Source organism: Bradyrhizobium sp. USDA 4341, from assembly GCF_054063755.1.
In genome coordinates this window covers 4,728,711-4,754,239 of the sequence record NZ_JBSSGO010000002.1, presented here as the reverse complement: position 1 = coordinate 4,754,239, position 25,529 = coordinate 4,728,711, and the positions used below count along the sequence as shown (strand labels likewise).

24 protein-coding genes are annotated in these 25,529 nt (G+C 64.9%); 13 read left to right on the top strand and 11 right to left on the bottom strand.

From position 1 onward, the window contains the following. Positions 1 to 99 precede the first annotated feature (99 nt). The 3 genes from ACVIGB_RS28580 to mbfA all read right to left on the bottom strand — a co-directional run bounded on the left by ACVIGB_RS28580 (position 100) and on the right by mbfA (position 3,589). On the bottom strand, positions 100 to 1,572 hold the full coding sequence (locus tag ACVIGB_RS28580; RefSeq protein ID WP_456720135.1) for an amidase: 1,473 nt from the start codon (positions 1,570 to 1,572) through the stop codon (positions 100 to 102). Between the two features lie 161 nt (positions 1,573 to 1,733). Continuing rightward, positions 1,734 to 2,573 (bottom strand): hypothetical protein, encoded by an 840-nt coding sequence (locus ACVIGB_RS28575; RefSeq protein ID WP_456720136.1) that lies wholly within the window; start codon positions 2,571 to 2,573, stop codon positions 1,734 to 1,736. A gap of 44 nt (positions 2,574 to 2,617) precedes the next feature. Beyond that, on the bottom strand, positions 2,618 to 3,589 hold the full coding sequence (mbfA, locus tag ACVIGB_RS28570) for an iron exporter MbfA (protein WP_456720137.1): 972 nt from the start codon (positions 3,587 to 3,589) through the stop codon (positions 2,618 to 2,620). A gap of 165 nt (positions 3,590 to 3,754) precedes the next feature. Between mbfA and ACVIGB_RS28565 the strand changes: the two genes are divergently transcribed. Next, entirely contained in the window at positions 3,755 to 4,477 is a 723-nt protein-coding gene (locus ACVIGB_RS28565; RefSeq protein WP_176528698.1) for a hypothetical protein, read from the top strand. Positions 4,478 to 4,555: 78 nt separating this feature from the next. On the opposite strand, the gene ACVIGB_RS28560 is transcribed toward ACVIGB_RS28565, so the two are convergent. Next, the gene (locus ACVIGB_RS28560; protein WP_456720138.1) at positions 4,556 to 4,924 is read right to left on the bottom strand and encodes a hypothetical protein; all 369 of its coding nucleotides are present in this window, start codon (positions 4,922 to 4,924) and stop codon (positions 4,556 to 4,558) included. A gap of 212 nt (positions 4,925 to 5,136) precedes the next feature. Next, entirely contained in the window at positions 5,137 to 6,282 is a 1,146-nt protein-coding gene (locus tag ACVIGB_RS28555) for an alpha/beta fold hydrolase (protein WP_456725057.1), read from the bottom strand. 104 nt (positions 6,283 to 6,386) lie between these two features. Between ACVIGB_RS28555 and ACVIGB_RS28550 the strand changes: the two genes are divergently transcribed. Next, the gene (locus ACVIGB_RS28550; protein ID WP_456720139.1) at positions 6,387 to 6,893 is read left to right on the top strand and encodes a hypothetical protein; all 507 of its coding nucleotides are present in this window, start codon (positions 6,387 to 6,389) and stop codon (positions 6,891 to 6,893) included. 88 nt (positions 6,894 to 6,981) lie between these two features. Here ACVIGB_RS28550 and ACVIGB_RS28545 read toward each other — a convergent pair whose 3' ends face one another. Beyond that, entirely contained in the window at positions 6,982 to 8,526 is a 1,545-nt protein-coding gene (locus ACVIGB_RS28545) for an acyl-CoA synthetase (RefSeq protein ID WP_456720140.1), read from the bottom strand. Positions 8,527 to 8,726: 200 nt separating this feature from the next. Then, entirely contained in the window at positions 8,727 to 9,899 is a 1,173-nt protein-coding gene (locus ACVIGB_RS28540; RefSeq protein ID WP_456720141.1) for an acetyl-CoA C-acetyltransferase, read from the bottom strand. 186 nt (positions 9,900 to 10,085) lie between these two features. Here ACVIGB_RS28540 and ACVIGB_RS28535 point away from each other — a divergent pair, with 186 nt between their 5' ends. The 9 genes from ACVIGB_RS28535 (at position 10,086) to ACVIGB_RS28495 (ending at position 19,636) form a co-directional block, all read left to right on the top strand. After that, positions 10,086 to 10,748 (top strand): TetR family transcriptional regulator, encoded by a 663-nt coding sequence (locus ACVIGB_RS28535; protein WP_092119591.1) that lies wholly within the window; start codon positions 10,086 to 10,088, stop codon positions 10,746 to 10,748. A gap of 96 nt (positions 10,749 to 10,844) precedes the next feature. Continuing rightward, positions 10,845 to 11,603: an SDR family NAD(P)-dependent oxidoreductase gene (locus ACVIGB_RS28530; RefSeq protein WP_066513200.1), complete on the top strand. Its 759-nt coding sequence runs from the start codon at positions 10,845 to 10,847 to the stop codon at positions 11,601 to 11,603. A 181-nt stretch (positions 11,604 to 11,784) separates the two neighbouring features. Next, a complete protein-coding gene (locus tag ACVIGB_RS28525; RefSeq protein ID WP_456720142.1) occupies positions 11,785 to 12,591 on the top strand; it encodes an enoyl-CoA hydratase/isomerase family protein in 807 nt (268 codons plus the stop codon). Positions 12,592 to 12,632: 41 nt separating this feature from the next. After that, positions 12,633 to 14,498, top strand: a complete 1,866-nt coding sequence (locus ACVIGB_RS28520) for an AMP-binding protein (RefSeq protein WP_456720143.1) — start codon at positions 12,633 to 12,635, stop codon at positions 14,496 to 14,498. Positions 14,499 to 14,666: 168 nt separating this feature from the next. Further along, positions 14,667 to 15,794: an acyl-CoA dehydrogenase family protein gene (locus tag ACVIGB_RS28515; RefSeq protein ID WP_456720144.1), complete on the top strand. Its 1,128-nt coding sequence runs from the start codon at positions 14,667 to 14,669 to the stop codon at positions 15,792 to 15,794. Positions 15,795 to 15,913: 119 nt separating this feature from the next. Continuing rightward, the gene (locus tag ACVIGB_RS28510) at positions 15,914 to 17,161 is read left to right on the top strand and encodes an acyl-CoA dehydrogenase (protein WP_456749244.1); all 1,248 of its coding nucleotides are present in this window, start codon (positions 15,914 to 15,916) and stop codon (positions 17,159 to 17,161) included. 28 nt (positions 17,162 to 17,189) lie between these two features. Further along, positions 17,190 to 18,434 (top strand): acyl-CoA dehydrogenase, encoded by a 1,245-nt coding sequence (locus ACVIGB_RS28505; protein ID WP_456720145.1) that lies wholly within the window; start codon positions 17,190 to 17,192, stop codon positions 18,432 to 18,434. A 2-nt stretch (positions 18,435 to 18,436) separates the two neighbouring features. Further along, positions 18,437 to 19,147, top strand: coding sequence for a nitroreductase (locus ACVIGB_RS28500; protein ID WP_456720146.1), 711 nt, complete (start codon positions 18,437 to 18,439; stop codon positions 19,145 to 19,147). A gap of 78 nt (positions 19,148 to 19,225) precedes the next feature. Beyond that, on the top strand, positions 19,226 to 19,636 hold the full coding sequence (locus ACVIGB_RS28495; protein WP_456720147.1) for a hypothetical protein: 411 nt from the start codon (positions 19,226 to 19,228) through the stop codon (positions 19,634 to 19,636). A 15-nt stretch (positions 19,637 to 19,651) separates the two neighbouring features. Here ACVIGB_RS28495 and ACVIGB_RS28490 read toward each other — a convergent pair whose 3' ends face one another. Next, positions 19,652 to 20,656: a helix-turn-helix transcriptional regulator gene (locus ACVIGB_RS28490; RefSeq protein WP_456720148.1), complete on the bottom strand. Its 1,005-nt coding sequence runs from the start codon at positions 20,654 to 20,656 to the stop codon at positions 19,652 to 19,654. An 83-nt stretch (positions 20,657 to 20,739) separates the two neighbouring features. On the opposite strand from ACVIGB_RS28490, the gene ACVIGB_RS28485 reads away from it, so the two are divergent. Together ACVIGB_RS28485 and ACVIGB_RS28480 are read left to right on the top strand one after the other, a co-directional pair. Beyond that, positions 20,740 to 21,393: a glutathione S-transferase family protein gene (locus ACVIGB_RS28485; RefSeq protein WP_456720149.1), complete on the top strand. Its 654-nt coding sequence runs from the start codon at positions 20,740 to 20,742 to the stop codon at positions 21,391 to 21,393. Positions 21,394 to 21,407: 14 nt separating this feature from the next. Then, the gene (locus ACVIGB_RS28480) at positions 21,408 to 21,842 is read left to right on the top strand and encodes a DUF6157 family protein (protein WP_456749243.1); all 435 of its coding nucleotides are present in this window, start codon (positions 21,408 to 21,410) and stop codon (positions 21,840 to 21,842) included. Between the two features lie 163 nt (positions 21,843 to 22,005). On the opposite strand, the gene ACVIGB_RS28475 is transcribed toward ACVIGB_RS28480, so the two are convergent. The 3 genes from ACVIGB_RS28475 to ACVIGB_RS28465 all read right to left on the bottom strand — a co-directional run bounded on the left by ACVIGB_RS28475 (position 22,006) and on the right by ACVIGB_RS28465 (position 25,278). Then, a complete protein-coding gene (locus ACVIGB_RS28475) occupies positions 22,006 to 23,103 on the bottom strand; it encodes an ISAs1 family transposase (RefSeq protein WP_456718630.1) in 1,098 nt (365 codons plus the stop codon). A gap of 265 nt (positions 23,104 to 23,368) precedes the next feature. Further along, on the bottom strand, positions 23,369 to 24,154 hold the full coding sequence (locus ACVIGB_RS28470; RefSeq protein WP_092126288.1) for an enoyl-CoA hydratase/isomerase family protein: 786 nt from the start codon (positions 24,152 to 24,154) through the stop codon (positions 23,369 to 23,371). Positions 24,155 to 24,165: 11 nt separating this feature from the next. Then, the gene (locus tag ACVIGB_RS28465) at positions 24,166 to 25,278 is read right to left on the bottom strand and encodes a cyclic nucleotide-gated ion channel (protein WP_456720151.1); all 1,113 of its coding nucleotides are present in this window, start codon (positions 25,276 to 25,278) and stop codon (positions 24,166 to 24,168) included. Between the last annotated feature and the right edge of the window lie 251 nt (positions 25,279 to 25,529).

Genomic DNA, 25,529 nt, shown 5'->3' with positions numbered 1-25,529 from the left:
ATTTTGTCGTCATTGCGAGGAGCGGAGCGACGAAGCAATCCATCGTTCCGCGCGTGTCGATATATGGATTGCTTCGCTTCGCTCGCAATGACGGTTTCGCTAATCGTCGAACATCTTCGGCGGCACGAAGCCGCCGAACTCGCGCTCGATCAGCTCGGCGAGCTTCAGCGGCGTGCGGTCTTCCAGCATGGGACCGACGATCTGCACGCCGACCGGCAGTCCGTCGGGCGCAAAGCCGGTCGGGATCGCGGTGGAGGGCAGGCCGGGCAGGGTGGCGATGCCTGGCCAGGCGAGCTGGTCGGTGTAGACGTGCGGCTCACCGTCGATCAGAATTCGCCGCTGCTCCTGGTCCGGCGAATGATCGTGCGGATAGGCCGGCGTCGGCATGATCGGGCAGATCACGGCGTCGAACGATTTGAACAGCTCGCGCCATTGCGCGCGCAACCGCGCGCGGGCATACGTCGCCTGCACCCAGTCGCGATGGCTGAGCGCGATGCCGCGCAGCCGCTCGGCATGTAGGCTGTTATCGACGGCCGGCAGCGCGGCCGCCGCCGCGCAGGCTCCGGCATAGACCTCCGGCGGGAAGCTCGCGGCGAGGAACGACAGCAGCATCCGCATATAGAGCCGCGAGGACGCCGCGAAATCGGGCAGCAGCGGGCTCGAACGCGATATCTTCGCGCCGGCCTTGTCGAGATTGCTGGCGAGCTTGTCGATGCTGCCGCGAACCGCCCTGTCGGTCGGCAGCACCGGATCGGTGTCGATGACGAGGATGCGGAAATCCCTCAGGCTCGTGTGGCGCGCCGCGGGCAGCTCGAGACGATAGGCCTTACCGGTATCGAGCGGATCGGGCCCGGCCATCACGTCGAGCACGAGGGCAAGGTCGGCCGCGCCGCGTGCCATTGGGCCGATCACCGCAAGGTCGCGCTCATAGATCAGCGGCGGCGCCGGCGGCGCGGTGTGGCCGCGCGACGCCAGCAGATCGAAGGTCGGCTTGTGCGCATAGATGCCGCAGTGGAATCCTGGCACGCGCAGCGAGCCGCCGATGTCGGAGCCGAGCGACAATGCGCCGTAGCCCGCGGCAAGCGCCGCCGACGATCCGCCGGAGGAGCCGCCCGGCGTGCGGCCGAGGTCGTAAGGGTTGTTGGTGGTGCCGTAGATCTCGTTGTAGCTCTGCCAGTCGGCGAGGGCGACCGGCACGTTGGTCTTGCCGAGGATGACGCCGCCGGCGTCCTTCACCCGCGTGATCGAGAGCGCGTCTTCCGCCGGCACGAAGTCCTTTTGCGGCAGGAAGCCCCAGGTCGTCGGCAATCCCGCGACGTTGAAGGATTCCTTCACCGTCATGGGAATGCCGAGCAGCGGCTTGTGCTCGCCGCGCGCGATCGCGGCATCGGCAGCGCGGGCAGCAGCGAGGCCCCGCTCGAAATCGCGCACGCAAACCGCGTTGACCTTGCCGTCATGGCGCTCGATGCGGCCGATCGCGTCTTCCGCGAGTTCGACGGCCGAGACCTGCTTGTTGCGCAGCGCCTCCGACAGTTCGACGGCGGTCTTGAAACTGTATTGCGATTTGGCCACGGCGTGCTCCCTGATTTTGGCGGCGATCATGCGCAGAATGGAGCGGGCGGGCAAGACCGGCTTGATCGCAATTGCGCTGGCGCGCCGCGTCGGCGTCACACATCGCCTAACGCGATCGTGATCATCGGGCTCTGCCTGATGCCGGGGAGGCCGACGCGCGCCTAGTAAGGCGTGCTGCGCGCCGACAGATGCGCCATTGGATTGATGGGGCCGCTCGCGCTGGCGCGCTCGCTGCTCTCCTTGGTCCCGGGCACCGGGAAGGCGTATCCGATGATGGTCTTGACGACGAGCCGGTCGGATGCCCGCGTCAGGCCGTAGCCGACGCCGAAGTCGATGTCGACGTCGCCCACCTTGAAGTCGGTCACCGCGAACAGCGTGTGCTGCTGCTCGGCGAGCGGGCTGAAGTCGCCGATCTTGCCGAAATCGGCGTAGTATTCGAGGCCGACATACACATCGTCCTTCAGCTTGCGCGCCACGCGCGCGGCAGGCGCGAAATCCGCCTCGCCATATTTGCCGAAACCGACGTCGACAATCGGGTTGACGATGAATTCATAGTCCGCGTTGCGCATGCCGATGATCGGCCGGATCTCCAGGCCCCAGCGGGTCTGCGCGAATTTCGGCATCTGGTAGCTCAGCTCGAAATTGATGCCGTAGAACAGATTGCGCTTGTCGGCGTTCGGCGAGACGAACAGCGTGCGCAGCTTGAATGCGTCGGACAGGAATTGCCGGTCCTGCACGGCGAACGGCAGATAGAGCCCGAGCTCCCACCAATCCGTCATGCCATAGGCAAATTCCGGCGTGCCGTTGAGGCTGCCGTTGGAGGGAAAGCCGCCCGGGAAGGGCGGATCCTTCTGGCCGATGCCGACATAGTTGAGATGCTGCTGGATGGTGAACTGGCCGACCGCCGCGATGCCGGCATTGTAGACCTGGATCTCGTCGGTCGCCTGCGCACGGCTGCTGCATCCGACCGCGGCGAGCGCAATCAGCGCTGCGCCGGCCATATCTCGACATCGGCGCCGGGATCGCATCGGGAGACCTCGCCGTCCTACGCCGCGCCGATCAATATGCCGACCGCGAGCACGATCGCGCCGCCCAGCACGATCTGGAACACCGCCTGCAGGAACGGCGTGTCCATGTAGCGCGAGCGGATGAAGGCGATCGCCCACAACTCGAAGAACACCACGATCCCGGCAATCGCGGTCGCGATCCAGAATGCATTCGGCCAGGCGTCGGGCACCAGATAGGGAATGGTGTGGCCGAGACCTCCGAGCGTCGTCATCAATCCGCAGGTGATGCCGCGCAGCCAGGGCGAGCCGCGGCCGGTCAGGGAGCCGTCGTCGGACAGCGCTTCGGCAAAGCCCATGCTGATGCCGGCGCCGATCGAGGCGGCGAGGCCGACCAGAAAGGTCTGCCAGTTGTGATGGGTGGCGAAGGCTGCGGCGAACAGTGGCGCCAAGGTCGAGACCGAGCCATCCATCAATCCGGCGAGGCCCGGCTGCACATATTGCAGCACGAACATCCGCCGCCGCGTGCGGTCTTCCTCTGCGCGCACATCGGGCTTGAGGATGTCGCCGGTCAGCTTGACCGCGAGTTTCTCGTGGCCCTTCTCCTCTTCGGCGAGATCGCCGAGCAGCCGGCGTACGCCGGTATCCTCAGCCCTTTCTGCCGCCTTGGCATAGAAGCGCTCGGCCTCCAGTTCCATGGTCTCGACTTCCTTGCGGATGGTGTCGAGCGGCAGGTTCTTGGTCAGCCAGATCGGGCGTCGGCGCAGAAAGCCTTTGACGTCCTCGCGCCGGATCGGCGGCAGATGCGGGCCGAAGCGCTGCTCGTAGGTTTCCAGCAGACGGTGGCGATGGCCGCGCTCTTCCTCCGCCATCTCCTCGAAAATCTTTGCGGTATCTGGATAACGTTCGGTGAGGTCCTCGGCGAAGGACATGTAGATGCGGCTGTCCTCCTCCTCGGAGGCAATCGCGACCGCCAGCACCTCGCGCTCGGTCAAATCGGCGAAATTCTTCACGGCAACGCCTTGTTTACAGAGTTTAGAATTAGAATAATTCCAATATTTGCTCGTCAGGCCGAGGTCAATCCCGGATGGGTGCGTCTCTGCCCGTTCGTGATCAAGATCAGGGGAACTAGGCTGTGCTACGTCCGTTCGAGTTCCTGCTGTTCACGAGAGGATGCCATGGACACCGTCAAATTCCGCCTGAACGATGCGCGACTGGCGCCGCGGCGGACGAAACTCGAGATTCCGGGCTGGGCCGGCAACCGTGAGCCGCGCAGCGATGGTTCGCGCGAGCAGGTCTGGCATTGCGTGCCGTTCTCGGAAGGCGCGCAATACGGGATCGAGCTGTTCTATCCCTATGATTTCGAGCTGCACGTCACCACGAAGGACGGAAGGCTACAACTCGACGCCGATTGGGGTGAGCCGCCGGACAGCGGCGTGCAGTGGCCGCCGTTCCGGAATTTCGGCGACGCGTTCTACACCTATCAGATATTGCTCGATCTCAAGGTCGAGAAGGGCATGGCGATCCGTACCGAACCGCATCCGCGCTTCTACACCGATCGCTCCGACACCGTGCCGATCGCCGTTCCGGCGCTCGTGCGCAATTGGTGGCCGATGATGTTCTTCACGGTGTTCAAAGCGCCGGCGGAAGGGCGCACTCACATTTTCCGGCCGAACGAGCCGTTCGCCCAGATCATCGTGATTCCCGAGGAAGCGAACTTTCAGCTCGAGCAGATGGGCGAGGAGGAGGCCGCCGAACGCGAATTGCAGGCGCGCCGCATCTACAACAATCGGCCCAAACTGGCCGCCGGAACGGAATGGACGTCGTCATCGGACACGGTGTTCGACGGCACATATCGCCATCTGCACCGCGCCGCAAAGGAGAAGGCGCGCAACGATTGAGCGAGATGCCGCATCATAGTTGACAAAACAACGGGGCCCGCGGGCCCCGTTGTGGTATCGCCGATCGGTCGCCTTGGCTCAGTAATCGCGACGGTAGAAGCTGTGATGATGATGGTGGTGATGATGGTGATGGTGGTAGCGCCGATAGCGCGGCACCACGATGACCGGGCGCTCGTAGTAGCCGCGGCGATAGTAGCCGTGATGATGGTGGTGGTGGTGATGGTGGTAGTAGTACTGTGCAAGCTGCACGTTCTCGCGGACCGGAGCGGGCGCAGCCTCGTCGAGCGCCTGCAGCTTTGCGGAGGCGTTCGAGATCGGCTCCAGCAGGTCCGCGTATGAGTTCGCCTGCAGAACGTCGGCCGGGTTCGGCCCAGGCGCAGCTTCGGCGGCACCGACCGCGCCGAACGCGGCCACCGCTCCCAGAAGTCCAGCGATTTTCCTATCCATCTTTACTCTCCTCAAAAAGTCGCCGGACCGAGCGCCGGTTTCTAGCAACGCCAATCATTGCCCAATGTTTCGTGAACCGCGCATTAACGCCCTGTGACGGGATCGTGGCGGCAGGCATCCGCATCTGACGCGGGGCGGATGCCTGCTCGCGCGAAGAAAACCTGCCAAAACAAGAATCTCGAGCGACTGATTCGATCAGAACCGAAGTGGCTCTAGCTTGCGCGATCGAGGAACTGCAGCAGCAGCCGGCTCACTTCGCCCGGCTGCTCCTGCTGCACCCAGTGGCCGGCGCCGTCGACCAGATGGCAGCCGATCATTTTGGTACAGGCCTTGGTCTGCATCGTCTCGAACACGCCGGGCCGCTGATAGGTGCCCCAATCCTGCTTGCCAGAGATGAACGCAGACGGCTGGTCGATGGTGCGGCCGCTCCAGGTCTGCAATTCCGCCGTGAACGCGCCTGACGTCCCGCAGCGATACCATTGCAGCCCGCCCTGGAACCCGGTGCGTTCATACTCCGCGCTGTAATAGGCGAGGTCGCGGTCGGGCAGCCAATTGTTGGCGGTGATCGCCTCGTGCGACGGCATCTCCTCGGCGACCGTCGCGGCCATGTCCTTGGCGAGGTCCATCACATAGTAGGTCGGCAGTTTGGCCAGCTCCCCCGCCGACCAGGATTGCAGCGGATACGGCTTGTTGTCTTTCCAGTCCGCGCTCTTGTGATGGTAGTAGGCGCGCAGGAAGTCGTGCACGCCCTGCGGCGCGCGATGCATGTCGGCATTGGCCTGATACGTCGAATAGTACCATTGGTAGTGCTTGCGCGGACGCGGCAGCGCCGCCAGCTCGCGATGCACGGGGTCCTCGCTCGCGCGTTTCGCGGGCTCACTTGCGGTGTTGAACGGCAGCGACGGCGTTCCTCCGAACGGCGCGCTCATCATGACGACAGCGCGGAACACGTCGGGGCGGATCAGCGCGCACCATGCCGCGACCGACGAGCCGAAATCATGCCCGATCACGGCATCGACGTGCGTGTAGCCGAACGCCGCCACCAGCCCGAGCGCATCGCGCACCAGATTGGGCAGGCGAAATGATGTGAGGTCGCCGTCATACTCCGCGCTCCAGCCTGTGGTGCGGCCATAGCCGCGCTGGTCCGGCGCGACCACGTGATAGCCGGCCGCGGCAAGCCCGGGCATCACCTTGCGCCAGGAAAACGCCAGCTCCGGAAAGCCGTGCAGCAGCAACAGGCAGGGCCGGCCGGCTGTTTCGAAACCCGCCTCCAGCACATGCATCCGCAGGCCGTTGATCCCGTCGACATAACGCGAGCGGATGGTGGCGGGGAGCGGGACGTCGGGGAGCGTTTCCATCGTGCAGATCACCTGTTGGGCATCGCCGCAGAACCAGCGCATTTTGCTGTATGCTGGCGGTCATTGATTCACGATAGCAACTTTGGCCACGGGATGCATACCGCATGCGCCACGCGAGGATTGCAGAGCTGCCCGGCTGGATGTCGCGTCTCGGCCTGATGATCGTAGCCGCCGGCTTGGTGCTGATGCCTGCGGTCCGTGCGGCCGACATCAAGGAACTCACCGAAAAATTGCCGCGCGCCTATATTGGCGAATTCCTGTGGGATGGGGACAACACGGTGCAGAACGTCGTCATCACCTTCGACAAGGTGCAGGCCTTGAACGAGCAGAACGCGGAAGCGCGTGGTTGCGGTTCATATGAAGTCGGTCGTCACGTGACCAGGATCGGTGTGCAGATGTTCATCCGGCTGTCCGATCTCGAGGTCGAGATCTTTGAACAGTCGCCCGATGGCAACGGGGCGTTCGAGACCGACGGCAGCCATCGCGGCAAGCTGTCGGAAGATTTTCAGCAGATCGACGCGCAATGGACCAGCACGGCATCGGGCAAGCACGGCCAACTGCATCTGCGCGCCGCGTCGTCGGTGGCGTGCGGACCGGCAGAGGATTTGTAGGTCTGCACCACAGGGGCGGGCAGACTGCGGCGTGTCTTTTACACGCCGGTGTGTCCTTAGCCCTCCCCTTTCAGGGGTGGGTGAGAATTCACGCCTTGGCGGGAGCCTTCGGCCAGTACCTGTCACGCAGATGACGCTTCACCAGCTTGCCGGTCGGGGTACGCGGCAGCTCTTGCTCGAAGTCGATGCTCTTCGGGCATTTGATCGGCGACAGATGCTGGCGGCAGAACGCGATCAGCTCGGCCTCGAGCTCCTTGCCGGCCCTGGCGATGTCGTGCGGCTGCACCACGGCCTTGACCTCTTCGCCCATCTCCTCGTTCGGCACGCCGAACACCGCGACGTCGGAGACCGCCGGATGCGTGATCAGCACGTCCTCGGTCTCCTGCGGGTAGATGTTCACGCCGCCGGAGATGATCATGTAGCTCTTGCGGTCAGTGAGGTAGAGGAAGCCCTCTTCGTCGAGATAGCCGACGTCGCCGAGCGTCGACCAGCCCTTGGCGTTGTAGGCCTTCTTCGTCTTCTCGGGATCGTTGTGATAGGTGAACGCGGGCGCATCGGCGAAATAGACCTGGCCGATCTGGCCGGTCGGCGCCTCCTCGTCGTTCTCGTCCAGGATCTTGACCTTGCCGACCACGGCGCGGCCGACGGTGCCGCGATGGGTCAGCCATTGCTGCGAGGTCGACACCGTGACGCCGTTGCCCTCGGAGCCGGCGTAATACTCGATCAGGATCGGTCCCCACCATTCGATCATCTTCGCCTTGACGTCGGCCGGGCAGGGCGCCGCGGCGTGGATCGCGCCCTTCAGCGATGAGACCTTGTAGCGGGCGCGGACCTCGTCGGGCAGCTTCAGCATGCGTACGAACATGGTCGGCACCAGCTGCGATTGCGTCACCTTGTGCTTCTCGACCTGCTTCAGAAATTCCTCGGCGTCGAAATGCTCCATGATGACGGAGGTGCCGCCCAGCACCGTTGCCATCATGTTGAAGCGCAGGGGGGCCGCGTGATAGAGCGGCGCCGGCGACAGATAGATGCTGTCGGCATTCATGCCGCACATGTCGGCGGTGAGAATCCGCAGGAACGGGCTCGGCACGTCAATCCGGTTGCCCTCGAACTCCCTCTTGATGCCCTTGGGCCGGCCGGTGGTGCCGGAGGAATACAGCATGTCGTAGCCGGCGACCTCGTCGGCAACCGGCGTGGTCGGCTGCACGGCGGCCTCCTTGTCATAGGAGCGAAAGCCCGGGGCCGGCTCGTCCATCATGTAGAACAGCGGCTCGCCCGGCTCGCCCTTGATCAGGCCCTTCACCTTGTCGGCGCATTGCGGCGTGGTGACGAACACCTTCGCTCCGCAATCCCTAATGATGTAGGCGATCTCCTCTTCGGTCAGGTAGCGGCTGATCGCCGTGTAATAAAGCCCCGAGCGCTGTGCGGCCCAGCAGATCTCCATGAAGGCGAGGCGGTTTTCCATCAGGAGCGCGATGTGGTCGCCGGCCTTCAGGCCGAGCGAGCGGAACAGATGCGCGCCCTGGTTGGAGAGCTCGTCGAGTTCGCGATAGGTGATCGCCTTGCCGGACGCCGCCATCTGGTAGGCGATCTTGTTCGGATGGTTGCGCGCGTGGATGGACGGGTGGGTCAAAGACGTTTCCTCAGGTGATGCGTCGTCCCGGCGCAGGCCGGGACCCATAACCACCGTTCTATGTTGTTGAAATGAGTTGGGGCCGCGGCCCGGCATAACCACATGCACCGGTGGTTATGGGTCCCGGCTTCCGCCGGGACGACACCTTTTGTGTGGCCGCTTGTACGGCTTGTGTAGCCGCCGATGCGGTTCTTCCTGTTCTACAGCCGCTCGACGATCGTCACGTTCGCCATGCCGCCGCCTTCGCACATGGTCTGGAGGCCGTAGCGCTTGTTGCGCTGCTTCAGGGCGTGCAGCAGCGTCGTCATCAGCTTGGTGCCGGAGCCGCCGAGCGGATGGCCGAGCGCGATCGCGCCGCCATTGACGTTGATCCGGGCCGGATCGGCGCCGGTGGTCTTCAGCCACGCGGTCGGTACCGAGGCGAAGGCCTCGTTGACCTCGAACAGGTCGATGTCGTCGATTGTCATGCCGGCCTTCTGCAGCGCGCGCTGGGTTGCCGGCAGCGGCGCTTCCAGCATGATCACAGGGTCGCCGCCCATCATGGTGAGGTGATGGATGCGCGCCATCGGCTTGACGCCGAGCGCCTTGAGGCCTTTCTCGTTGACGACCATCACGCCGGAGGCGCCGTCGCAGATCTGGCTGGCGCTGGCCGCGGTCAGCTTGCCGTTCTCGGCGATCAGCTTGACGCCCTTGATGCCGTCGAGGCTGGCGTCGAAGCGGATGCCTTCGTCGATGTGGTGGGTGTCGGTCGAGCCGTCGGCGCGGGTGATTGTCACCGGCACGATCTCGTCCTTGAAGTGGCCGGCCTGCGTGGCCGCGATCGCGCGCTGATGGCTGTTGTAGGAGTATTCGTCGAGCTCGTCCTTCGACAGGCCGTACTTCTCGGCCATCATTTCCGCGCCGGTGAACTGGCTGAAGACGATGTTCGGATACTTCGCCTCGATGCCCGGGCTCTTGTAGTGGCCGAAGCCGTTCTTGGCGGGCAGCGAGGAGGCGAGGCCCATCGGCACGCGAGTCATCGATTCCACGCCGGCGGCGATCACGCAGTCCATGGTGCCGCTCATCACGGCCTGCGCCGCGAAGTGCAGCGCCTGCTGCGAGGAGCCGCACTGGCGGTCGATCGAGGTCGCGGGCACGCTCTCCGGCAGCTTCGAGGCCATCACCGCGTTGCGGGCGACGTTGTTGGACTGCTCGCCGGCCTGCATCACGCAGCCCATGATCACGTCCTCGACCTGCGCCGGGTCGGCACCGGATCGTTCGACCAGCGCATCGAGCACGGTCGCGGCCAGATCGGCCGGATGCCAACCGGAAAGACGCCCTCCCTTGCGGCCGCCGGCGGTGCGGGCGGCGGCGACGATATATGCCTCGGGCATGTCTGATCTCCCTGATGTTTCTGGATTGGGCGGTTTCAAAGTTGGGCCGGATTTAAGGGGCGGCTCAGCATTTAGTCAATCAATCAATTAACTCTTGAGTGCAGCCCCGCCATGGGCTTATGTGCGGCCTCGATTTACCGGCGAGCCAAGAAACAGCCGGGGACACAGAGCGGGACCAGAGCGCAGTTGAATACCAGCGTACCGACGAAACTTCCGGCCGGCAAAAATGCCACTGCCGACAAGCTATTGGTCGCAGCCAGCGAGCTGATGATCGAGCGCGCCTCGATCGAGGTTTCGCTGTCCGACATCGCCCAGAAGTCGGGCGTCAACGCCGCGCTCGTGAAATATCATTTCGGCAACAAGGACGGGCTGTTGCTGGCGCTGCTCGCGCGCGACGCCGCCACCGAGATCTCGCAGCTCGAATATCTCCTGGCGCAGCCGATCACGCCGTCCGCGAAACTGCGGCTGCATATCGGCGGCATCATTCGTGCCTATCACCAGTTCCCCTATATGAACCGGCTGATCCATTATCTCCTGCACGAGAGCTCGACTGCTGCCGCGAACGAGGTGTCGAAATTCTTCGTCGCGCCGCTTTTGGATTTTCACCGCCGGCTGCTCGCCGAGGGCATCAAGGCCGGCGAATTCCGCAAGATCGATCCGGTGCTGTTCTACACCAGCCTGATCGGCGCCTGCGATCACCTGTTCTTCGGCCGCCACGCGATGTCGCGCGCGGTCGGCGTCGGTCCGGTCACCGACGAGGTCTGCCGCGAATACATCAGGCACATGGAAGCCTTGATCTTCGGCGGCGTGCTGGAAGCGAAGGAAGCGCGGATGGCGAATAGCGAGTAGCAGATTGGGAGAGGTCATCTCTTCCACTCGCTATTCGCTGCTCGCCATTCGCCATAACAAGTCTAGAGAAGAAACGCCCAAGGAAAGGTTGTTCCCATGCAGTTGAAAGACGTTGCCGTTCTCATCACCGGCGGTGGCTCCGGCCTCGGTGCCGCGACCGCGCGCGCCATGGCCGCCAAGGGCGCCAAGATCGGCGTGATCGACCAGAACAAGGAAAACGCCGAGAAGGTCGCCGCCGAAGTGAAGGGCGTTGCCCTGCATGCCGACGTCACTGACGAGGAAGCGATCAAGGCGGCGATCGCCAAAGCCGAGGCCGCGCACGGCATCGCGCGCGTGCTGATGAACTGCGCCGGCATTGGCGGCTCGCAGCGCATCGTCGGGAAGGACGGCGTCTATCCGCTGGCGAAGTTCGTCCGTATCATCAACGTCAATCTGATCGGCACCTTCAACGTGCTGCGCCTGTTCGCCGAGCGGCTGGCGACCGAGGCTCCGATCGGCGAGGAGCGCGGCGTCGCGATCAACACCGCGTCGGTCGCGGCTTATGAAGGCCAGATCGGCCAGATCGCCTATTCGGCCTCGAAGGGCGGTGTCGTCGGTCTCACGCTGCCGGCCGCGCGCGACCTCGCCAGCCTGAAGATCCGCGTCAACACCATCGCGCCCGGCCTGTTCCTGACGCCCCTGCTGATGGGTCTCAACGAGGAAGCCCGCAAGAGCCTGGGCGCCCAGGTGCCGCATCCGGCCCGCCTCGGCGATGCCTCGGAATACGGCAACCTCGCGGTTCACATCGTCGAGAACCCGATGCTCAATGGCGAAACCATCCGCCTCGACGGCGCCATCCGCATGGCGCCGCGCTAACGGCGAATTCCGCCGTCGTCCCTGCCTTGCGCGCAATTGCGCGCTGGAGCAGGGACCCATACTCCGCGGCGTCTGTAACAGGCAAGCCTGGCAGACGTCGCGCAAAACAACAAAAGCCTGTGGTTATGGGTCCCGGCTCGCGCTTCGCTTGGCCGGGACGACGGTCGGGAGGACCATGCGCGTGTCTCAACCGCTGCTGATCGAACATCACGACGGAACAGATTGGGTCACGCTCAATCGTCCCGAAAGCCTCAACGCGCTCGATCCGGCGATGATCGATGCACTCAATAGCTACTTCCAGGGCCTGCAGCGCAATCGTGACACCCGAATCGTGGTGCTGAAGGGCGCCGGCGCGAATTTCTGCGCCGGGCTTGACCTCAAGCATGCGATGGCGCGCCGCGGCGGGCAGACCGAGCCGCCTGGCGTCACCGAGTCGCTAGACTCGCAGCGCCGCATTGCCGACATCGTGATGCTGATGCGGCGCTGTCCGCAGCCGATCATCGCGCTGGTGCAGGGCGCCGCTGCCGGCGGCGGCTTCGCACTGGCGCTCGCGGCCGACATCCGCATCGCGGCGAAGAACGCGCGGATGAACTGCGCCTTCATCAAGCTCGGCCTCGGCGGTTGCGACATCGGCACCAGCTACTTCCTGCCGCGCCTCGTCGGCGTGTCGGTCGCCTCCGAATTGATTCTCACCGGGCGTTTCATCCATGCCGACCGTGCGCTTGCGGTTGGCCTGGTGTCCGAGGTGGTCGAGGCTGCCGATCTCGACGCTGCGGCCAATCCTTATGTCGACGCGATGATGACGGCCTCGCCGGTCGGTCTCCGCCTGTCGAAGGAATGCATCAACATGAGCGTCGATGCGGGATCGATCGAGGCCGTGATCGCGATGGAAGATCGCAATCAGGTGCTGTGCAGCCGCTCGGAAGATTTCCAGGAGGGCATCAAGGCCTTTCTCGAGAAACGAAAGCCTGTCTATATCAGGCGCTGAGAACAGATCCTCAAAAGGACGAGAATTCCGGGAGACGCAAAATGGATGGAGACGCGGCGATGCTGACCAAGCCTGCCTTTCGCAAGGTGGACTGGCTCGCACGTGACATCGCGGTCGAGCGGCGCGCTGACGGTACCGTCGTGCTGAAGTCGCGGATCCCGTTGCAGGCTTACGAGACCCACATCCCGGCCTATCTCGCCAAATGGGCGGCGCAGGCGCCGGAGCGGATCTGGCTGGCGCAACGCGGCGGCCCCGACCGGCAATGGCGCAAGGTCTCCTATGGTGAAGCCAAGCGCACCGTTGATGCGCTGACGCAGGGCCTGCTCGATCTCGGCATTGGCGATGGCCGGCCCGTCGCGATCCTGTCCGGCAATTCGATCGAGCACGCGCTGATGACGCAGGCCGCGATGCAGGCACGGCTGCCGGCCGCGCCGGTGTCGCCGGCCTATTCGCTGATGAGCCAGGATCACCTCAAGCTCAAATATCTGTTCAATCTGATCAAGCCCGCCGTCGTGATGGTGCAGGACGGCCCGACCTTCGAGAAGGCGCTGAAGGCGATCGATCTCACCGGCATGACGGTCATTCACGTCCTGCGTCCCTGCGAGGGGATCAAGAGCACCGCCTTTGCCGAGCTCGCAGCAACACCGGTGACCGCCGATGTCGGCGCGTCGATTGCGAAGATCACGCCCGACACCGTCGGCAAGCTGCTGTTCACCTCGGGCTCGACCGGCATGCCCAAGGCCGTCATCAACACCCAGCAGATGATGTGCGCCAATGCGGCGATGATGATGCAGGTGCGCCCGCGGGAAACGGCCGGCCCGATTCCGACCGTGCTCGACTGGATGCCGTGGAATCACACCATGGGCGGCAATGCCGCGTTCAATCCGGTGCTGGTCGACGGCGGCACGCTCTACATCGACGACGGCCGGCCGATGCCGGGCCAGCTCGAGGAGACCATCAGGAACCTGCGCGAGGTGTCGCCCACCTATTACGCCAACGTGCCGGCGGGCTATGCCGCACTCGCAGCCGCGATGGAGAAGGACGAAGCGCTGTGCCGGAGCTTCTTCAAGAACCTCTCGATCATGGCCTATGGTGGCGCGCGGCTGCCCGACGATCTCTATGACCGTATGCAGGCGCTGGCGGTGAAGACATCAGGCGAGCGCATCGTGTTCTACACCGGCTGGGGTTCGACCGAGACCGCGCCGACCTCGACCGGCACCTATTGGGACACCGAGCGCGTCGGCCTGATCGGCCTGCCGTTCCCCGGCGTCGAGCTGAAGATGGTGCCGTGCGGCTCGAAATACGAATTGCGACTGCGTGGCGTCAACGTCACGCCGGGCTATTTCGGCCAGCCGGATCTCACGGCCAAGATGTTCGACGAGGAAGGCTTCTACTGCATCGGCGACGCCGGCGTGTTCGTGGATCCCGAGGACCCGCTGCAGGGCATCATCTTTGCCGGCCGCGTGGTCGAGGACTTCAAGCTGACCACCGGCACCTTCGTCCATGTCGGCTCGCTGCGCACCGATGCGATATCAGCCGCGACGCCGGTCGTGCATGACGCACTGGTGGCGGGGCAGGACCGCGAGTTCATCGGCCTGTTGTGCTGGCCGAACCTGCATGCCTGCCGCCAGCTGGTCGGCAATGCGGATGCGACCTATGAGGACGTGATCCGGCATCCCGAGGTGGTCGCCTGTCTCAGGAAAGGCTTGCAGGCGCACAATGCATCTTGCACCGGCAGCAGCATGCGCATCGCGCGTGCGATGCTGATGGTCGAGCCGCCGTCGATCGACGGCAACGAGCTCACCGACAAGGGCTACATCAACCAGCGCGCCGGCCTCGAACGCCGCGCTGCGCTGGTGGAGAAGCTCTACGCCGGCAAGCCCGGTGATGAGGTGATCGTGCTGTGATGAGGCTGATGCTCTCTCCATTCGTCATTCCGGGATGCGCCCACTTGGGCGCAGGCCCGGAATCCATCAAGCCACATCATCTGTGGCTCAATGGATTCCGGGCTCGCGCTTCGCGCGCCCCGGAATGACGGCCAATTGAAGCGACAAGAACCAAGAAAGGTAGCCGCCATGAATTTCGATTTCTCCGACGAACAGAAGCAGATGCGCGACGAGGCGCGGAAGTACCTCGCCGAGCAGTGCCCGCCGAAGGCCGTGCGCGAGGTGCTCGACGGCAAGGCGCCCTACGACAAGGCGCTGTGGAAGGGCCTCGCCGAGATGGGCTTTCTCGGCGTCGCGATTCCGGAGCAGTTCGGCGGCGCGGGTGCCGGCCATCTCGAGCTCTGCGTGATCGCGGAAGAAATGGGCCGCGCGCTGGCGCCGGTGCCGTTCTCCTCCACCGTGTATCTTGCTGCCGAGGCGATCCTGATCGCAGGCAGTGACGCGCAGAAGCAGAAATGGCTGCCGAAGATCGCCTCCGGCGATGCCATCGGCACGCTGGCGCTGTTCGAGGGCAAGGGCAACCCGTCGCCGAAGGCCATCAACGTCACGGCCAATGGCGGCGTGCTCAATGGCGTCAAGAAGCCGGTTGCTGATGGTGCGATCGCCGATTTCGCCGTGGTGGCCGCGCGCACCGGTTCGAGTGGACGTGAGTCTGATATTTCCTTGTTCATCGTTGATCTCAAGGCCGGCGGTGTCGAGGTCAAGTCGCTGACCAACATTGACCTCACCCGCGGCCAGGCCGAGATCACCTTCAAGGACGCGAAAGCCGAGCCGCTCGGCGCGGCCGGCGAGGGCTGGAGCGTCATCACCCAGGTGCTGGATCGCGCAGCCGTGTTGATGGCGTTCGAGCAGGTCGGCGGCGCCGACCGCGCGCTGGAGATGGGCCGCGACTATGCGCTCGACCGCATCGCGTTCGGTCGTCCGATCGGCTCGTTCCAGGCGGTCAAGCACATGCTGGCCGACATGTATGTGTCGGCGACGCTGGCGCGCTCGAACTGCTACTACGGCGCCTGGGCGCTCTCGACCAATGCCGGCGAATTGCCGGAAGCGGCCGCCGCCGCGCGCATCAGCGCGACGCAGGCGTTCCAGCACTGCGCCAAGAACAACATCCAGGTCCATGGCGGCATGGGCTTCACCTGGGAGTTCGACTGCCACATGTACTACCGCCGCGCCAATGCGGTGGCGCTCGGCCTCGGCAGCCTGTCCTATTGGGAAGACGCCCTGATCGACCGCATGCGCAAGAAGAACGCGGCGTAAGGATTGGTAACTTGTAGGATGGGTAGAGCGCAGCGAAACCCATCATGACGCGGGTGGTCCAAGAGATGGGTTTCGCTTCGCTCTACCCATCCTACGACACCGGCGAAGGATGACAGACCATGAATTTCGACGACACCCCGCAGGAGGCCGCATTCCGCGCCGAGGCGAAAGCGTGGATAACGGCCAATGCGCCGAAGCAATATGAGGAGGAGCTGCGCAAGGCCTCGCTCGGCCGCGTCCAGCTCAAGGGCGCCAACATTCTCGAGGTCGCCAAGGCCTGGCAGAAGAAGAAGGCCGATGCCGGCTGGTCCTGCCTGCACTGGCCGAAGGAGTATGGCGGCCGCGGCTCGTCGCCGATCGAGCGCGTGATCTGGCAGCAGGAGGAGGGCCCGTTCGGCCGCCTCAGCTCGATGTTCATCATCGGCCACGGCATGTGCGGCCCGACCATGATGGCGTTCGCCGGCGAGGAGCAGAAGCGCAAATATCTGCCGCCGCTCGCCTCCGGCGAGAAGATCTGGTGCCAGCTGTTCTCCGAGCCGGCCGGCGGCTCCGACGTCGCAGGCCTGCGCACCCGCGCCGAGAAGCAGGGTGACGAATGGGTGATCAACGGCCAGAAGATCTGGACCTCGGGCGCGCATTACTCCGATTACGGGATCCTCTTGACCCGCACCGATCCCAATGTCGCAAAGCACAAGGGCCTCACCATGTTCTTCCTGGACATGAAGAGCCCGGGCGTCGAGGTCAGGCCGATCAAGCAGGCGAGCGGCGCCTCCGACTTCAACGAGGTCTATTTCACCGACGTGCGCATTCCCGACTCGCAACGGCTCGGCAATGTCAATGACGGCTGGAACGTGTCGCTGACGACGCTGATGAACGAGCGCATGTCGATCGGCGCCGGCGTCGCGACCGGCTTCCCCGAGCTGTTCGACTTCTGCAACAGCCTGATGCTGGAGGATGGCCCGGCGATCGAGAACCGCGCGGTGCGCTCGAAGCTCGCGAGCTGGGCGGTGAAGGCGAGCGGGCTGAAATATACCAGCATGCGCGCGATCTCCGCGCTCTCCCGTGGCGAGCGTCCGGGGCCGGAGAACTCGATCGGCAAGCTGGTCGCCGGCTCGATGATCCAGGACGTCGCAACCTACGCACTCGATCTGCAGGGCGCCGCGGGTGCGCTCAACGGGCCCGAGGACGCCGAGGTCGCCGGCAAATTCCAGGCGATGCTGCTGCGTGCGCCGGGCACCCGCGTCGAGGGTGGCACCGACGAGATCATGCGCAATATCATTGCCGAGCGCGTGCTGGGCCTGCCCGGCGACATCAGGGTCGACAAGGACGTTCCCTTCAACAAGATCCCGACCAAGGGCCGCGCCTGAGCGCGCGGAAAATCAAAAGAGGTTCGCCATGAATTTCGATGACACCCCGCAGGAAGCCGAATTCCGCGCCGTTGCCCGCAACTGGATCGCGGCCAATGCGCCGAAGGAATTCGAGGAAGAACTCTCGAAGTCCTCGCTCGGCCGCATCAGGCTCGCCAAGCACGACATGGTCGAGGTCGGCAAGGCCTGGCAGAAGAAGAAGGCGGAGGGCGGCTGGGCCTGCCTGCACTGGCCGAAGGAATATGGCGGCCGCGGCGCCACCCCGATCGAGCGTGTGATCTGGCAGCAGGAAGAGGGCGTCTACGGCAAGCTGACCCAGCCGTTCCAGATCGGCGAGGGCATGTGCGGCCCGACCGTTATGGCCTGGGGCTCTGAAGACGCCAAGCGTCGCTATCTGCCGAAGCTCGCCTCCGGTGAGGAGATCTGGTGCCAGCTGTTCTCCGAGCCGTCGGCGGGCTCCGACGTCGCCGGCCTGCGCACCCGCGCCGAGAAGAAAGGCGACAATTGGGTCGTCAACGGCCAGAAGATCTGGACCTCCGGCGCGCATTACTCCGACTACGGCCTTCTGATCGCGCGCACCGATCCGAATGTGCCCAAGCACAAGGGCCTCACCATGTTCTTCCTCGACATGAAGAGCCCGGGCGTCGAGGTCAGGCCGATCAAGCAGGCCAACGGCATGCAGGAGTTCAACGAGGTCTATTTCACCGACGTCGTGATCCCGGACAGCCAGCGCTTAGGCGCCGTCGGCGAGGGCTGGAGCGTGTCGCTGACCACGCTGATGAACGAGCGCATGTCGATCGGATCGCGGCTAGCGACCGGTGTCCCTGAAATGTTCGAGTTCTGCTCCAATCTGATGCTGGAGGATGGCCTCGCGATCGACGATCCGGCGGTGCGCTCCAAGCTTGCGAGCTGGGCGGTGAAGGCAAGCGGGCTGAAATACACCAGCTACCGCGCGATCTCGGCGCTGTCGAAGGGCGAGCGGCCCGGTCCGGAGAATTCCATCGGCAAGCTCGTCTCCGGCCTGATGCTGCAGGACATCGCGACCTATGCGATGGACCTGGAGGGCGCGGCGGGCAGCCTCACCGGCACCGACGAGGAACAGGCCAACGGCCAGTTCCAGCAGATGCTACTGTCGTCGCCCTCGATGCGCATCGCCGGCGGCACCGACGAGATCCTCCGCAACATCATCGCCGAGCGCGTGCTCGGGCTGCCGGGCGACATCCGGGTCGACAAGGACGTGCCCTACAACAAGATCCCGACCAAGGGCCGCTGAGCATGGATGCCACCACCAAGCCGCGTTTCGCGGCCGAAGACCGTATCGGCGCGCTCGAGGAGCTGCTCAACGAGCGCTATTCGGTGCGTGCGTTCCAGCCGCGCGAGGTGCCGCGCGACGTCATCGAGCATATCCTGACGACCGGGCAGCGCACCGCATCGTGGTGCAACAGCCAGCCCTGGGAAGTCCTGATCGTGTCCGGCGAGGCCAAGGAGCGCTTTCGCAAGGCGATCTATGCCGAGGCTTCGCGCGGCCTTGGCGAGGACTACGACTTCACGCCGCCGCGCGAATATGTCGGGGTCTATCTGGAGCGCCGCCGCGAAAGCGGGTTCCAGCTTTACAATACGCTCGGCATCGCGCGCGGCGATAGGGCGGCCTACGCCAAGCAGGCGCTGGAGAACTACAATTTCTTCGGCGCGCCGCACATTGCCGTGATCCACACCAACGAGCCGCTCGGCATCTATGGTGCGATCGACTGCGGCGGCTATGTCTCGAACTTCATGCTGGCCGCGCAGGCGCTTGGGCTCGGCACCATCCCGCAGGCCGCGATCGCCCGCCATTCCGGCCTGATCCGCCGCCATTTCAACCTGGCCGACGACCGCCGGGTTGTCTGCGGTATCTCGTTCGGCTATGCGGATCATGCGCACAAGGTGAACAGCTACCGCACGTCGCGCGCAACTGTGGCGGATACTGTCACATTTGTGGATGTATAGTTTCCTCAAGGCGGGAAGGTCGGTTCACCCTCCCGCCGAGGACAAGAAGAAACGACAAGAAGAACGACTAGAACAACAATGGCGAATAACGCCTCCCTGGCGCCGGCGGAGATCAGCTGGCAACTGCACCGTCTGCCTGCGCTTGAGCGCGACGCGTTCATCGCCGCGCATTACCTGGGACAGCCCGTTGCCTGGAAGACCCGCTTCTTCGACGCGATCGACTGGGGCGCGGGCTCCGTGCTGCAGTTCAGCTTTCTGCAACGTGGCTGGCACCGCCATTCGCGGCTCGACAACCCGATCTATGCCTACATCGACATCGAGCAACATCCGGAAACACGCGGCCTGCGCCGCGGCCGGCGGATCGATCTCGAGGGCACGATCAAGGGCGTCGACTTCGTGACCGGGATTACGCTGACGCTGGACCGGTTCGAGATCCTGCCCGTCAACTTTCTCGACCGCTTCGTCATCAGCTCCGACAGCCGCTATTAACATGCGCCCAGCGGCTCAACCCTTGCGTCCCGCCACCGCGCGGCGCGGCGGGGCGTCCGCATAGCGCGCGGCCATCGCGCCCGCCAGCTCCGCCATCTTCTCGCGTAACTCCGCGGGCGCGATCACCTCGGCCTCGGCGCCGAGCCGCAGCAATTCGGAGGCGGCGTGCCACACCGTCTTGCCGACCGGCATGGTGGCGATCCGCCAGCCGTCGGCGTCGGCGGCTTCAGCAAGCCGCATCCGTGCCTTCACGTAAAGGTGGGCCAGAGCATCGAACAGTTGCAGCCCCAACGGCGACAGCCGCACCGTGGCCTCGTTCGGATGCAGCTCGGCCTCGAGCCGCGCGATCGAGGCGCGCCAATAGGTAGCGAGATCGAACTCCGCCGGCCGCGCGAACGGCGTCTCCAGTGCGGTGCAATCCAGCACCCGCGCGACGCGATAGGTGCGCACATTGCCGTCGACAAGGCCGGCGAGATACCAGCTGCCGCCCTTCAGCACGAGGCCGAGCGGCGCCACGCGCCGCCGCTTCTCGGCTTTCCAGCTCTGGTAGCGGATCTCGATCAGGGTCTCGCGCAGCACCGAGGCTGCAATGGCGCGCAGATGCTTCGGCTCCTCGGTCTCACCGAACCAGCCCGGCGCGTCGAGATGGAAGCGCTGCTGCATCCCTCTCGCGTTGGGGCGAAGATTCTCCGGCAGCGCCGCCATCAGCTTGGTCTGCGCCGCCGCCATCGCAGCATCGAGGCCGAGCGCGGCGGCGGGGCCGGGCAGCCCAGCCATGAACAGCGCCTCGGCCTCGCCCTGCGATAGCCCGTTCAGCCGCACCCGATAGCCGTCGAGCAGCCGGTAGCCGCCCTCGGCACCGCGGTCGGCATAGACGGGGACGCCGGCGGCCGAGAGCGCATCGATGTCGCGATAGATCGTGCGCACCGAGACCTCGCAGGCCTCGGCCAATTCAGGCGCGGTGACCTGTCCCCGCGCCTGCAGGGTGGTGAGGATGGAAAACAGCCGACTCGCGCGCATGGCCGATCATACCTGACACAAGATGTCAGGTATAGGCGGACATAAGGAGGCCACGCCCCCTGACGGCGCAAGGAGACCCGCTGATGACCACCGCTGCCCCCAACGATCGCGTCACGCTGTATTACTCGCCGCAGAGCCGCGCCACCGGCACCCGCGTGCTGCTGGAGGAGCTCGGCGCGCCCTATGATTTGCACGTCCTCAACATGAAGGCGGCCGAGCAGCGCAAGGACGCCTATCTCGCGATCAATCCGCTCGGCAAGGTGCCGGCGATCCGCCACCGTGACGCGCTGGTGACCGAGCAGGTCGCGATCTTCATCTATCTCGCCGATCTGTTTCCGCAGGCGGGCCTGACGCCCGCGCTGAACGACCCGCGCCGCGGCCCGTATCTGCGCTGGATCGCCTATTATGGCGCCTCGTTCGAGCCGGCGGTGATCGACCATTTCATGAACCGCGAGCCGGCGCCGATCACGCAGTCGCCCTATGCCGATTACGACACCATGCTGGGCGCGCTCGAGGCGCAGCTCGCAAAGGGGCCCTATCTGCTCGGCGAAGAGATCACGGCGGCCGACATCCTCTGGGGCATCGCGCTCAGCTGGACCATGATGTTCGGCATCGTGCCCAAAAGGGAAGTCTTCGTCCGCTATTCCGAACGCATCGCCGCGCGCCCGGCTTTCATCCGGATCTCGAAGGCCGACGACGAGATGGCGGCGCAGCATGCAGCAGCCGCCGGAGTGTGATACGGATCGTGTCGATGGCGAAACCGCTGTACAGCACCAACTGCTTCAACACCCTGATCCGCGTCGCCGAGGATTGCCCGGCGCAGTGCGGCGAGGAGCCGCAGCCGCGTGGCGGCCAGCCCACGGTCGCCGTGCTGCAATTCCGGATGATCGCAGGCGCGCCGTACAAATACACCTCCGACGACGTCGTGTTCGCGACCTCGTCGGCCGGCCGCGCGCTCGATGCGAAGGCGGCGAAGAAGGCGCGCAGCCTCGCCCGCGAGACGTTCTTCTCGCGCGGCCAGGCCTGCATGCGCGCCTCGCCGCTCGGCAAGCGGTTCGGCTGGGGCGTTCACGCCGACGCCGAGGGCCGCATAGCGATCTACGCCGTCGACAGCAAGCGCTACCAGGCGCTGGCCCGCGACCCGGAGATCGCGCAGACGCGCGCGATGCGGTCGAAGCGAGCGTGACGCTTTTTATCCTCCCCTGGAGGGGGAGGATCGACGCGAATGAAGTGAGCGGCGAGGTGGGGTGATCTCTCCACTCGGGCGCCGCTCGTGTTGAGAGATCACCCCACCCCGCTGCGCATTCCGCTTTGCTGCATGCGCAACGACCCTCCCCCTCCAGGCAGGGCTATCGCATGTGGCCGAGGAGTTCGAAGAGGAATGCATCGTTCCATCCGGCGCGCTTGAGCTTGCCGCGCAGGGAGACTGTCGTGTCCGGGTGGGCTTGGGCGACGTTGAGAGCCAGACGCCTGAGCACGGCCAGGTTGGCCGGTCCGTTGCCCTTGCGATTGCGGGCAAGGTCCTCGTCGAGGGTGACGTCGAGCGGCCAGTGCAGGCGATTTTCGATGCCCCAATGAGCACGGACGATGCGCAGGACCTCTTTGCGGCTGTAGGGGCGGCTCATCAGGAAGTAGCGCTCGACCGTGTCGTCCTGTCCCCGCTTGCTGGTGATGCGGGCGACAGCTTTGAGGCCCGGAAAGTCGTACTTCTTGGCCATGCCAGGAACCGATGCGACCAGCGCCACACGCTTCTCGTTGCGTCCATGTTCCGCATCGATGGTGGTCAGCGAGGTCTTGCCCTTGCGTTTGACGGCGCGGATTGCGGCTTTGGCATCCTCCAACAGAGCGGGCTGGTTCGCCTTCACCGCCAGCACGTAGTCACCGCCCCGTGCCACAATCGCTTCGGCCATCCCGCGGTGGCAATGCAGGGCATCGGCCGTGACCACGCAGCCCTTGAGTTGCAGAAGCGCAAGCAACTGCAGGGCACCGTCGGCTTCGTTGTTGTTCGGCGCCAGCACATTGGCGAGCGCCATGCGCGTCTGCTCCGCCCAGGCGGTCACCATCACCGGCGGCATGTGGCTCCTGCCGCGTTCGTAACCCCGCCGCAACGCCTTGCCGTCGAGCGCGATTACCCCGCGCGGCCGCTTGATCTTCGCGCCTTGCGCAAAGGCCGTCATAAAACGCCGGAACGCGACCTCGAACGCCTTCGGATCGAGCATCCGGAATACCCGGCTGAACGTGTCGTGGCTCGGCAGGCCATTCTTGAGCTCCAGCACATCCTGCCAAAGATAGGCCTTCATCCGGGCAAACAGCGCCATGTCGGTGCAACTCGTCGCCCCGCACAGCGTCGCCATCAGTGCGATGAACAAGATCTCGGTCAGGTCATGCAGCGCGTTGTCGGCCCGCGGGTCGGGCAAATCTTCAAAGCACTCGGCAAATCGTTGCATCGGCCGCTCCCTCTAGATCAGGAGCGACCTTCAGAATCTCTTTCTCCCGATTTGGCAACTACTTGCAGCCGCGCACGTGCGATTCCCCTGCCCCTCCAGGGGAGGGTGAGAGGAGACTTCTGCACGTCCCTGCCAGATCCGTCATCCTGAGGAGCGCGTAGCGCGTCTCGAAGGATGCACGGCCACAGTGGGGCCGTCGACCCTTCGAGACGCGCGCGGTGCGCGCTCCTCAGGGTGACGGTACCAATGACTGGGCGTGCTGCCTCTAAAACCTCGGTGGCCGCTTCTCGGCGAACGCCTTGATGCCTTCCTTGATCTCGTCGCCGCGCATGCTGTCGCGGTGGCGCTGGTCGGCGGCGGCCTCATCCAGCGCGCCGCGGGCGAATTCGTTGATTGCGCGCTTCATGCCGGCCATCGCCTTGGGCGCATTGCCGGCCAGGATCGTGGCGAGCTTGTCGACCTCCTCGTCGAGCAGGTCGAGCGACACCATGGCGGTGAGGTAGCCGATCCGCAGCATCTCCGGCGCCGTGATCTTCTGCGCGGTCAGGAACAGCATCTTGGCGTTGTCGACGCCGAGCCGTGTGACGTAGCGCCGGATGCCGCTCTTGTAGTAGTGCAGCCCGAGCCGCGCCGCCGGCATGAACATCTCCGCGGTATCGACGCCGATCCGGAAGTCGCAGGCGAGCGCGAGGTCGGTCGAGCCGCCATAGACGCCGCCATTGAGTCTGCAGATCGTCGGCACGCAGAGATCCTCGAGCCGGTTCACTACCACCTCGAACGCCGAGCCCGCACTCTGCTGCTCGCTCTCGCTCACCGCGCGCTCGGCCACCGAGTTGAGGTCGTAGCCGGCCGAGAATGCGCGGCCGGTTCCGGTCAGCACCAGCACGCGGATCGCGGGATCGGCCTCGATCCGGTCGAACAGCCTTATGAGGTCGCCGAGATCCTCGGCCTGCAGGCGGTTGAGATGCTTCGGCCGGTTGAGGCGGATCGTGGCGCGGGCGCCGGCAATTTCGAGCACGGGTCCGCTGGCGGTGTCGGCCGCGTCGGCCATCTTGGTCTCCATCATTGGTTCTCACGTTCGCGCCGCTTCGCCTCGGCGTCGATGGTCTCGGCGAGATCGGGATGCCTTGCCATCAACAGGCGGAAATCGACGAGGTCAAGCACCAACAGCCGGGTCACCTTGCTGGTCGAGACGCTGGCGCCCCGCTTGGCGTTGCCGAGCAGCGCCATCTCGCCGAAGAACGCGCCTTCGCCGAGCTTCACCTTGCGTCCGGGCAGGTCGACCTCCACCTCGCCGGCGGCGACGAAATACATGCAGTCGCCATTGGTGTCCTTGCGGATGATCATGGTGCGCGGCGGCAGGTCCATGGTCCGCAGCACCTGGGTGACGTCCGCGATCGCGGCCGGGCCGAGATGCGCGAAGAACGGCACCTTGCTCACGGTCTCCCAGGTTCTCAGAAAATTGTCGCGACGGGTTTCGGCGGCAAAGCCGGTCGCCAGAATACCGGTCCACAGCCCGAACACGCCGAGGCCCGAGATCATCACCATGGCAGCGACCATGCGGCCGAGCGGGGTGATCGGCACCACGTCGCCATAGCCTGTCGTGGTCAGCGTCACCACCGCCCACCACAGCGCCGCCGGCACGCTGCCGAAGGTCTGCGGCTGGACATCCCGCTCCAGGAAATATTCAGCGACCGAGGCCAGGAACACCACCATCAGGAAGATCACCAGCACACTGAGCAGCGGGCCGGATTCCACCACGAGCACCCGCCGTAGTTGGCGCAGGCCGGGAATGCCCGGCACCACCTTGAGCACCCAGAGCACGCCGAGCAGCCATGCGGTCTTCGGCTCGATGCCGCTGAGCAGGGCCAGCGGCACCGCCAGCGCGCCGACCGCATCGACGACACCTGCGCTGGACAGCGCGTAGAACCAGAGCTTGTCCTGCCGCCGCATGTGCCGCAGCCGCACCAGCCATTCGAACACGAAATAGGCAAGGCAGGCCCACAGCAGCGCATCGACCCAGTGCGGGGCCGCGTCATAGGCCGGCGTGACCGTCAGCAGCGTCATCATGGCGACACCGACCGTGACCGCGACATAGGCCGCCGTGGTCATGTTGCGGCCGGCGGTGGCGGAAATGAAGCGCGTCAAGGCCGGAAGGACGAGCGGCTTGGACATCGGAACGGAGCTTGCCTGTCGCTGAACTGCTGGAATTGAGGCCCCGCGAATGGCGGAGCCTGTGTCACAACGTGCCTCTCCCGGTTGAGGCCGTCAACGCGCAGGCGGTGGCGGGATGGTCGCGGCGAAAGTCCCAAATGTTGGACGAATGGCCTAACCATGTTGGCCCGTTTTTGCGCCCGCGAATGTGAGAAATCAGACAAATCGTCGCTTTTTCACCGTATATCAGGGATGCTGGTCACCGATGCGAC

Bases quoted from the DNA above. Each gene is read 5' to 3' on its own strand.
- ACVIGB_RS28575 (WP_456720136.1), bottom strand. From the start codon at position 2,573: ATGGCCGGCGCAGCGCTGATTGCGCTCGCCGCGGTCGGATGCAGCAGC.
- ACVIGB_RS28565 (WP_176528698.1), top strand. From the start codon at position 3,755: ATGGACACCGTCAAATTCCGCCTGAACGATGCGCGACTGGCGCCGCGG.
- ACVIGB_RS28560 (WP_456720138.1), bottom strand. From the start codon at position 4,924: ATGGATAGGAAAATCGCTGGACTTCTGGGAGCGGTGGCCGCGTTCGGC.
- ACVIGB_RS28555 (WP_456725057.1), bottom strand. From the start codon at position 6,282: ATGGAAACGCTCCCCGACGTCCCGCTCCCCGCCACCATCCGCTCGCGT.
- ACVIGB_RS28550 (WP_456720139.1), top strand. From the start codon at position 6,387: ATGCGCCACGCGAGGATTGCAGAGCTGCCCGGCTGGATGTCGCGTCTC.
- ACVIGB_RS28540 (WP_456720141.1), bottom strand. From the start codon at position 9,899: ATGCCCGAGGCATATATCGTCGCCGCCGCCCGCACCGCCGGCGGCCGC.
- ACVIGB_RS28530 (WP_066513200.1), top strand. From the start codon at position 10,845: ATGCAGTTGAAAGACGTTGCCGTTCTCATCACCGGCGGTGGCTCCGGC.
- ACVIGB_RS28520 (WP_456720143.1), top strand. From the start codon at position 12,633: ATGGATGGAGACGCGGCGATGCTGACCAAGCCTGCCTTTCGCAAGGTG.
- ACVIGB_RS28515 (WP_456720144.1), top strand. From the start codon at position 14,667: ATGAATTTCGATTTCTCCGACGAACAGAAGCAGATGCGCGACGAGGCG.
- ACVIGB_RS28510 (WP_456749244.1), top strand. From the start codon at position 15,914: ATGAATTTCGACGACACCCCGCAGGAGGCCGCATTCCGCGCCGAGGCG.
- ACVIGB_RS28505 (WP_456720145.1), top strand. From the start codon at position 17,190: ATGAATTTCGATGACACCCCGCAGGAAGCCGAATTCCGCGCCGTTGCC.
- ACVIGB_RS28500 (WP_456720146.1), top strand. From the start codon at position 18,437: ATGGATGCCACCACCAAGCCGCGTTTCGCGGCCGAAGACCGTATCGGC.
- ACVIGB_RS28495 (WP_456720147.1), top strand. From the start codon at position 19,226: ATGGCGAATAACGCCTCCCTGGCGCCGGCGGAGATCAGCTGGCAACTG.
- ACVIGB_RS28490 (WP_456720148.1), bottom strand. From the start codon at position 20,656: ATGCGCGCGAGTCGGCTGTTTTCCATCCTCACCACCCTGCAGGCGCGG.
- ACVIGB_RS28485 (WP_456720149.1), top strand. From the start codon at position 20,740: ATGACCACCGCTGCCCCCAACGATCGCGTCACGCTGTATTACTCGCCG.
- ACVIGB_RS28480 (WP_456749243.1), top strand. From the start codon at position 21,408: ATGGCGAAACCGCTGTACAGCACCAACTGCTTCAACACCCTGATCCGC.
- ACVIGB_RS28475 (WP_456718630.1), bottom strand. From the start codon at position 23,103: ATGCAACGATTTGCCGAGTGCTTTGAAGATTTGCCCGACCCGCGGGCC.
- ACVIGB_RS28470 (WP_092126288.1), bottom strand. From the start codon at position 24,154: ATGGCCGACGCGGCCGACACCGCCAGCGGACCCGTGCTCGAAATTGCC.
- ACVIGB_RS28465 (WP_456720151.1), bottom strand. From the start codon at position 25,278: ATGTCCAAGCCGCTCGTCCTTCCGGCCTTGACGCGCTTCATTTCCGCC.